The sequence below is a fragment of the Salinivibrio sp. MA427 genome (genome assembly GCF_001996115.1).
Lineage (GTDB): Bacteria > Pseudomonadota > Gammaproteobacteria > Enterobacterales > Vibrionaceae > Salinivibrio > Salinivibrio costicola.
Window position 1 is genome coordinate 1 of sequence record NZ_MUFH01000102.1, and the last position, 8,168, is coordinate 8,168.

6 protein-coding genes are annotated in these 8,168 nt (G+C 43.2%); 3 read left to right on the forward strand and 3 right to left on the reverse strand.

Annotation, left to right across the window (positions count from 1 at the left end; all coding sequences use genetic code 11):
- From BZG79_RS08365 to BZG79_RS08375, 3 genes are all read left to right on the forward strand, one after another.
- On the forward strand, positions 1–1,186 hold a 1,186-nt coding region (locus BZG79_RS08365; protein ID WP_242414148.1), incomplete at its 5' end, for an aldose 1-epimerase family protein.
- Positions 1,187–1,822: 636 nt separating this feature from the next.
- Entirely contained in the window at positions 1,823–2,440 is a 618-nt protein-coding gene (locus tag BZG79_RS08370) for a GGDEF domain-containing protein (protein ID WP_077679245.1), read from the forward strand.
- 340 nt (positions 2,441–2,780) lie between these two features.
- On the forward strand, positions 2,781–3,374 hold the full coding sequence (locus BZG79_RS08375; protein ID WP_158011545.1) for an outer membrane beta-barrel protein: 594 nt from the start codon (positions 2,781–2,783) through the stop codon (positions 3,372–3,374).
- 104 nt (positions 3,375–3,478) lie between these two features.
- On the opposite strand, the gene BZG79_RS08380 is transcribed toward BZG79_RS08375, so the two are convergent.
- From BZG79_RS08380 to BZG79_RS08390, 3 genes are all read right to left on the reverse strand, one after another.
- On the reverse strand, positions 3,479–5,155 hold the full coding sequence (locus tag BZG79_RS08380; protein WP_077774169.1) for an Hsp70 family protein: 1,677 nt from the start codon (positions 5,153–5,155) through the stop codon (positions 3,479–3,481).
- 234 nt (positions 5,156–5,389) lie between these two features.
- Positions 5,390–7,051 (reverse strand): methyl-accepting chemotaxis protein, encoded by a 1,662-nt coding sequence (locus tag BZG79_RS08385; protein ID WP_198532970.1) that lies wholly within the window; start codon positions 7,049–7,051, stop codon positions 5,390–5,392.
- 728 nt (positions 7,052–7,779) lie between these two features.
- The coding region (locus tag BZG79_RS08390; protein WP_206779493.1) for a hypothetical protein at positions 7,780–8,168 on the reverse strand (389 nt) is incomplete at its 5' end.

An 8,168-nucleotide genomic window follows, 5' to 3' on the forward strand; every position in this document is an offset into this window, starting at 1 on the left:
ACTAGCACCTGTTTACGCCCTTTCAGCAGAGTTTGTACTCACCGACAGCGCGACTAACACCTACGTGGATCAGTGGACAACATCTGCTCAAAAGTTAGGAATGAACACAACAGCCCCCTTTTCTATTGAAAAAAAACGACTTAATACAGGTAAACAAAATGGCGTGGATATTATCACCATCGATAACGGTGAATTGGAGCTGACTCTTGTACCGACTCGAGGCATGGGTATCTATCAGGTACGCAAAGACGGTAAGCGAATTCTTGGATGGGATTCACCCGTCAAAGAGATAGTCAATCCAGCTTTTATTGATCTTGAAAGCAGAAACGGTCTTGGCTGGTTAGATGGTTTCAACGAAATGCTTGTTCGCTGTGGTTACGAATGGACAGGCCACCCTGGTGTTGATGACAATGGGCAATTGCTCAGCCTTCATGGACGGGTTCAAAACACTCCCGCTTCATTGGTGAAAGTCGAAATAGACGATGAAGCCCCACATACAATTACTGTCACCGGGGTTGTTGCAGAGAGTACCTTTAAAAAATCAAACCTTTCGACAGAAACACGTTTGAGTATCATTCCTGGCGAAAACTCCTTCTCAATAAACGACACGCTCACCAACAAAGCTGATTACGACGATGAATATCAAATCATCTACCACTCAAACTTTGGTAAACCCATCCTAGAGAAAGGCGCCAAAGTCCATGCCGCAGCAAGTGAAATATCTCCATTTAATGATTATGCAAAAGATGGACTCAAAAACTGGCAGACCTATTTAGGGCCAACAAAAGATTTTGACGAAATGGTATTTAATTTGAAGCCCATTAGTGACCCAGAAGGCAACTCTCTTGCTGTTTTACACAATAAAGATGCCGACTCTGGTGTTTCGATGCGGTTTAAAACCGATCAGCTCCCAGTATTAACAATTTGGAAAAACACTGACACATTAAAACAGGGCTACGTGACGGGGATAGAGCCCGGTACAAGCTATGCGTATAATACAAAATACCAACGGCCGCTAGGCCTTGTGCCGACTATAAAAGCGGGCGAACAGAAACATTTCGATCTTGAGTACACCGTGTTAACGAATGCGGCAGACGTCAGCCAAGCCATCGACCATGTTGCGAAAATAATGAAAAAACAAAAAACCCATCTGAAATCAGAGCCTTTAGTAGATCTTAGCCATTAAAGAAATGGTATAGTTTTTCGTTATCAAAAGTGTTCGGCTTTGCTCTCGCTTGGCCGGACACTTTCCACCTAAAAAAATACTATGAAGCTCGTCTAGGCGTGCTTTTTAGACGGCTGTTATCATAGACCCTTATAATGATCTCACATCGCTCGTTTCTATCGGTAGATTTCAAAGTCGTTGACCACATCGCACCATAAGCGCCTATCCCACGAACGCTAATGTAATTACTATACTATACTGATTTTTCTAGTTCCTCGAAGGATGACGCCTCTTCATTCTCGCCATAGGGTTCTTAAAATGCATGCAGCTTCAAACTTTCAGCGTGCTGCATAAATAGACAGACCCCAACTGATAATCTATAATCCTCTCAATAGAAGTCATACTAAAGAATTAGACGCATTGCCACTAACCTTAACATAACAACGAAGTCACATAAGAAACAAGCCGTAACAATTTTGTACACAGAACTGGTTAACATGCAAATCAAAAAACACACATGTCTCAATAATGAGACATTACTAATACTTGAACATGGCGCATTTTGAGTAGATTATGGTCAACAAAAATTCTCAAAGCAAAATAACGGTTTGTTTATAAACGTTTGTTTAAAGCGTTTACACACCATGAGTTGTTACTATGACTAATATTCCGGCAGAGTTAATACCTCTTATAATATTCATTACACTAATAGCCCTTCTCGCTCATAAATTCAGCTTAAAAATAGCAATCAGCCGAAGGACGAGAGAGCTAGAAGAAGCAAACGAAAAGCTGGAAGAATTATCAATTACTGATAGTCTCACAGGATTAAAAAATAGACGTTACTTCGGGGAGTTGATGAGTGAGTTTAATGGCTTGGACCGGGTTGGTCTCTTAATCCTAGATATAGATAACTTTAAAGCCATCAACGATCGTTTTGGACATAATGTCGGCGATCGCGTGATTCAGTATGTGGCAGAAATCCTTAAAAGAGTATCAAAGAATGGAGAGATAATCGCTCGGATCGGTGGAGAAGAATTTGCGGTAGTTACTCGATTTGATTGTTTCGACGCAGCCAATGCTTACGCGCATGAGATTGTTACACTAATAGAAAAGAGCACACCTTTTTTCCTATCGGATCCCGAGCGAGTTACGGTAAGTGTCGGTCTACGTTTCTACAATACAAAGACTCAAACGCTTGCACTTGAAGAAGCAGATGCATTGTTATATCGTGCTAAGAGAGAAGGAAAAAATAAAGTTGTTGCCGAATATGATTGACAGCCATATCTTTCATAGTTAAATCTCCCCTCCTAAGATACACCTCTCATAAAAAAGCACCAAAAGGCTAAGTGGCTTACCTACTACAGATCGCCGACTTAATATTTCTACCTTCCTGGCTAAATTCTTACTGATAGCGAAGACCAGAGCCTGCTTAACACAAGTGATAGCGTTTGATGACTGCGAATACACATATTGACGCCAATGCATATAGTTTATCCTATCAATAGTGTTGGGCTGATAAATTAAAATCAAATATGGATCTCAATGGTCAATAAGAAGCGTTGCTATTTTTATATAGATGTATAGAATTCCTCGCCAAATATTAGGGGAGTTTGATATGCGTACAATTTTTACCTTATCTGTTTTGGCGCTTTGCTTATCATCTCAAGCATTAGCGAGCACAGACGAACAAAAGCGCCACAAACCAATAAAAGACATCTATGCTGGCGTGCAGGCTGGGCAATCGTCAGTCGATTGGGATATCCTTGATCAAGCCCAATCACAAGGCGCCAGTGTTGATAAGACCGCCTTTGCCTATAAACTTTACACAGGTTATCGTTACAAAAATGCAGCGATTGAATTTGGTTATTCGGACCTTGGCACCATTGATGGCAACGCACCAGGCATAAACGCCGAAGCAGAAGCCGACACTTATAGCTTGTCAGCCATTGGCTTTATACCCATGAATAATGAACTATCTTTTCATGCAAAATTCGGCTTTCATGCATGGGATTACACCCAGCGCGCACATTGGTCTAATGCATTTTCTACCGGGCATGCCAGCTACTCCGACAGCGGTAAAGATCCCGTCTATGGCATTGGTGCGATGTATGATCTTGGAAAATATCGTTTCCGTTTAGAAGCAGAGCGCTATGAAATTGATAAAGCCGACATTGACTTTATCTCTGCCGGCGTTGCGTATAAGTTTTAACCGTTAAGACACTGCCAATTCTTACTACTTATTTGCCAATACTGACTCGCTATTAAAGATTAGGGCACGTATATGACGTGCCCTTTCTTTAAATTACACCTAGTTTAATCATATTGGTCAGCCAATATTGTACTAATATGTTGGCGGGATTTATCAATATAGCGAGTATCTTGTGTGCTCAATGCGTCTTCAAACGAGATAAGTAAGCCTTCTATTGATTTTCGGGCATAGCCTAACTGTTCTTCATAAAGCTTATGCAGCTGGTTTAGCATAACAATATTTACCATCTTATCTCTCGGATGAACTTTTAGTTGACTTAACTTTTCTCRACTCTCTTTTAACTGCGTCTCACTGATACCTGCAGGGCTAATATCGATGATTTTTTCAACCTGAATGGGCTTATCTACTACATCAACATCCACAGCTAACAACCCGTTAACGTCGTAACTAAAACGCACGTCAATGGGGTGATTTTCTGAACAACTTGATACATCAACCGCAATATTATCAATATGGATATTATCTTTGGCCCAAAAAGACTCACCTTGATAAATTGAAATGATAATCTCATCTTCGGCATCATCTTTGGTGTAATAGCGTTGCACACGAGAAGTCGGTACCGTGGTATTTCTATCCAAAACAGGACTAAAAATATCTGACTGCCCATTGATTTCAGCAGCAACGCCTAAACTGTATGGACACACGTCTGTCATGACGAGATCATCAATAGCTTTATGCTTCAGCCGGTACGCTGCTTGCGTCGCCGCTCCTAAACAAACAATTGTTTCTGGATCAAGATCACGAGGCCCAAACCGATTCAACAGACGCGTTGCCATCTTTTGCACATGCGGCAGTCGACTTGCGCCTCCGACAAAGATAACGTCATCAATCTCGCTAACATGTACGTYCGCATCTTTTWACGATTGTTTGAGAGGCTGTTTAAGCTTTCTTAGCGTACTTCGCCAAATCGTATCGAGGTCGTTTTCAGAAAAGTATAGACCTCTTTCTATCGCCCCACATGCATTGTTAAAGGTATACGCAATACGCATCGATTTACTGTAATGCGTCTTTGCTTTCTCACAAGCCTCATAGATCGTTTGCATCTCTTTTAGGCTAGTTGTTTCTCGCTCGCCGCCAACGCGCTCCAATACTACATCGACTAAATCTTCAGTAAAATCATCGCCACCCAGTCGATTATTCCCCGAAGACGCAAGGACCTTTATGATGCCCGCCGTGTATTCGACGAGACTCACATCAAATGTTCCCCCGCCTAAATCAAACACCAGATACTGCCCGTGATCTTTTTGCTCAACATGATAAGCGAGTGCGGCAGCCGTTGGCTCATTGATCAATCGTGCCGCATTGAGGCCGGCCATATCCGCCGCTAGTCTGATTTCTTTCCGTTGTTGATCGTTGAAATAGGCGGGAACAGAGACAACAACATCGACCACCTCAACACCTAAATAACTTTCCGCATCTTTTTTTAATGCAGAAAGAACAATAGAACACAGCTCTCGCGGATTAAAATATTTATCCGCCAAACGGTACGTTTTACTGCTCCCTAGTGATCGTTTGAACCTACTGACTGTACATTCAGGATGGGTAAATTTACGATAATAGGCCGCTTTCCCTACCAAAACATGGCCGTTATCGTAACTGACCACAGAGGGCGTTAAATATTCACCGAGCGCATTGGGAATTAATATGGGTTTATCGTCTTTCCATACGGCAATGCTACTATGCGTGGTGCCTAAATCGATACCAATTGCATATTCTGTCATAATTATTTTTAGATAAATGATCGATGTCGGTATAATACCGCGTGTATAACAAGAGTATAAGCTGGAATGTTAATAATTCAGCTAAGTATCGAATAAATGACGGCAACATTTACAACTGAACATATTATTTATAATTAAATGTGTTATTAACGACACCATAAACTCGGTAAGGAGCGCTAACATAACGCGCTCCTTTCGTCGATGAAGTCAGCGTGCCTTGCGACACCCGCACGTTTAGACTTTAAATTGACCGACCAAAGTGTCGAGATCACGGCCCAATGCGCTGAGTTCAGCCGCCGCACTTGACGATGCTTCACTCGAAGTTAACAGGCTAGCCACAATATCACGTATCGAAATTAGGTTACGATGAATGTCTTCTGTGACTGTCGTCTGCTCCGATGCAGCACTGGCAATTTGCGACGTCATATCGTTCACTTGCGAGAATGCCGCACTCACCGAAGTAATACGCTCACCGATATCTGCCGACGTTTTTGCCATGGTTTGGCATTCTTGATCACTTTCAGCAATGGTTTTCACCGCACTATCAACATGCACATGCAGGCCATCCAGCATGTCACGGATCTCGTGCGTGCTGGTTTGAGTTCGGCTGGCCAGTGTTCTTACTTCGTCCGCCACAACCGCGAAGCCTCTGCCCTGCTCACCGGCACGCGCAGCCTCAATGGCCGCATTTAATGCAAGTAGATTGGTTTGCTCTGCGATCCCACCAATCACCGACAACACCGATGTAATTTTATCTGACTGCTCCTTAAGTTGGTCAACTTCATTACTCGACTGACCCATTCTTTCAACGAGGCGCTCAACCGCGGCGATAGAGTCATGCACTTGTGATTGGGCATCTTTCGCATCTTGTGTCGCGGATGTTGCCGCATCAGCGACCTGAGTGGTATTTTGCGCGACTTCCTGAGCAGCGGAGCTCATTTCGGTGACGGCCGTGACCACTTGCTCGGTCTCGTTATCATGGACTTGTAGCTTTTCCGCCACCTCAGAGGTTTGTTGTGCCATATCACTGGCCGTACTCGTCACTTGCGTTGTGACCTGGGCGACCCGCTGAATGGTGTGCTGGAGTTTTTCAACAAAGCGATTAAAAGCATGGCCAAGCTGAGCAATTTCATCATGCCCGTGAATACTCAAACGCTGGGTCAGATCACCCTCACCACTGGCAATGTCATTAAGTTTTTCCAGCATATTATTAACAGGCTGCCCCATGCGCTGCGCAAACCAACCCACGATCAAGCCGGTGATAATGACCGTCCCTAACCCAAGTAGCGTTAAGCGCCAAATTTGCTCATCAAGTGCCTCTTTAGCTTCCAAGCGATAGGTGGCAACTTCGCGCTCAATATCATCGATATAAGCGCCTGTACCGAGCATCCACTGGTTATTATTCACCATCACGGCGTAGCCAATTTTATCAATGAGTTCATTGGTACCCGGCTTTTCAAACATAAAGTTAAAATAGCCATCGCCACGCTGCGCCGTTTCTAATAGCCCTTGAATCACCTTGTTCCCTTTGGGATCGGTCAGGCCAATCAGATTTTTACCCTCTAAGCTTGGCTTCATCGGATGAAAAACGTTCACGCCTTTTTTATCATACATAAAAAAGTAACCTGAATCGCCAAACTGCACGTCACTGAGTGCGGTTTTCACCTCGGCTAGACGCGCCTGACTGTTGCCAGGATTAATGCGCTTCACCATATTTTCCGCGACTTGCGTCACTTCTTTGAGTTGGTTCTTGCGCTCATTGACCAGTTTATCGCGAAATGTGGCGATATTTTGTTCAATAAGCGCCTGTTCATTATAGGCAGTCACTGCGCTGGTGATAAAAATAGACACAATAAGTGGCACAATGGCAAGCAACAGTAACTTTGCTTTAAACATCAACTTCATTGTCATCGACCTTATAGATTATATTTGTTAGTCAAGAGTACTACTTTATTAGGCAGGGTAAAATATAAGCAGCTGTTTACACACAGAAAAAGTAGGAGAAATTGTAGAAGATGTGATGTAGGTAAAAGTCGTGCCTTCATTGGCAGTGCGTCATACTTGCTGTTTGAAACACGCTGGTCGTTTTGCTCAACCGCGCTGTCACTCGTTTACGTTACAGAAGTGCCTGTCCCTTTGTCTTTCCCATAGTGCAAGGGCTTGGGAAACGGAATACGGAATACGGAAAAAGCATATCGTGCCTGTTCTCGCTCTCTCCGTATTCTGTAAGCGCAGCGCTCCGTATTCCCATTCACGAATACAGATTACTGAATACAGAGTACAGAAAAAGCAAGAGCGCCGATGCGAGCACGAAGCGTCTCTTTCCCGTACTCTGTAAGCGCAGCGCTCCGTATTCCCATTCACGAATACAGATTACGGAATACAGAGTACATAAAAAGCAAGACCCCCAATGCAAGCACGAGACTGATCTTCTCCGTATTCAAGATCCCGAATACCGGTGACGATAAAGTATCGTGCCTATCTCGATAAATTCATTTTAGATCGTGACATTCACACTAATGAAGCCAATCGGTATAAATTTCGGAAACGCCTCGATCTAAATAATGCAGATACGCTTCCTTACTGTTTATTGTATGCACATAGCTCCGTACTCCTCGTTTTTTTTATGCTAATTCGGCCAATCCGGCATCCGCTTTACCACGAGGCATGGTCAAAGCATATAAGTCCATTTTTTCAAGATGGTTTAATATATCTTCAATATCACCACCGAAGCGATAAAGTGTCCAAATAATATTATCAAAACCCAGCTCGCTAACCATCTTATATTCTTCCGGCCAATATATTTGTGGTATAAACCTAGACTTTAACTCAGGATATCGTTCAGCGATAAGACGTAATGCATCAATATTTTTCTCTTTTACATCGGTAACAATCTTTTTCCCCGGATTGTTTTCTAACCACAGCGCAAGTGAGGATAGCGTACAATTCCCCATACCCGAGCCCTTAGACGCCAATTGAACAAACTCACTATAGGATACGGGTGATTCAGTAC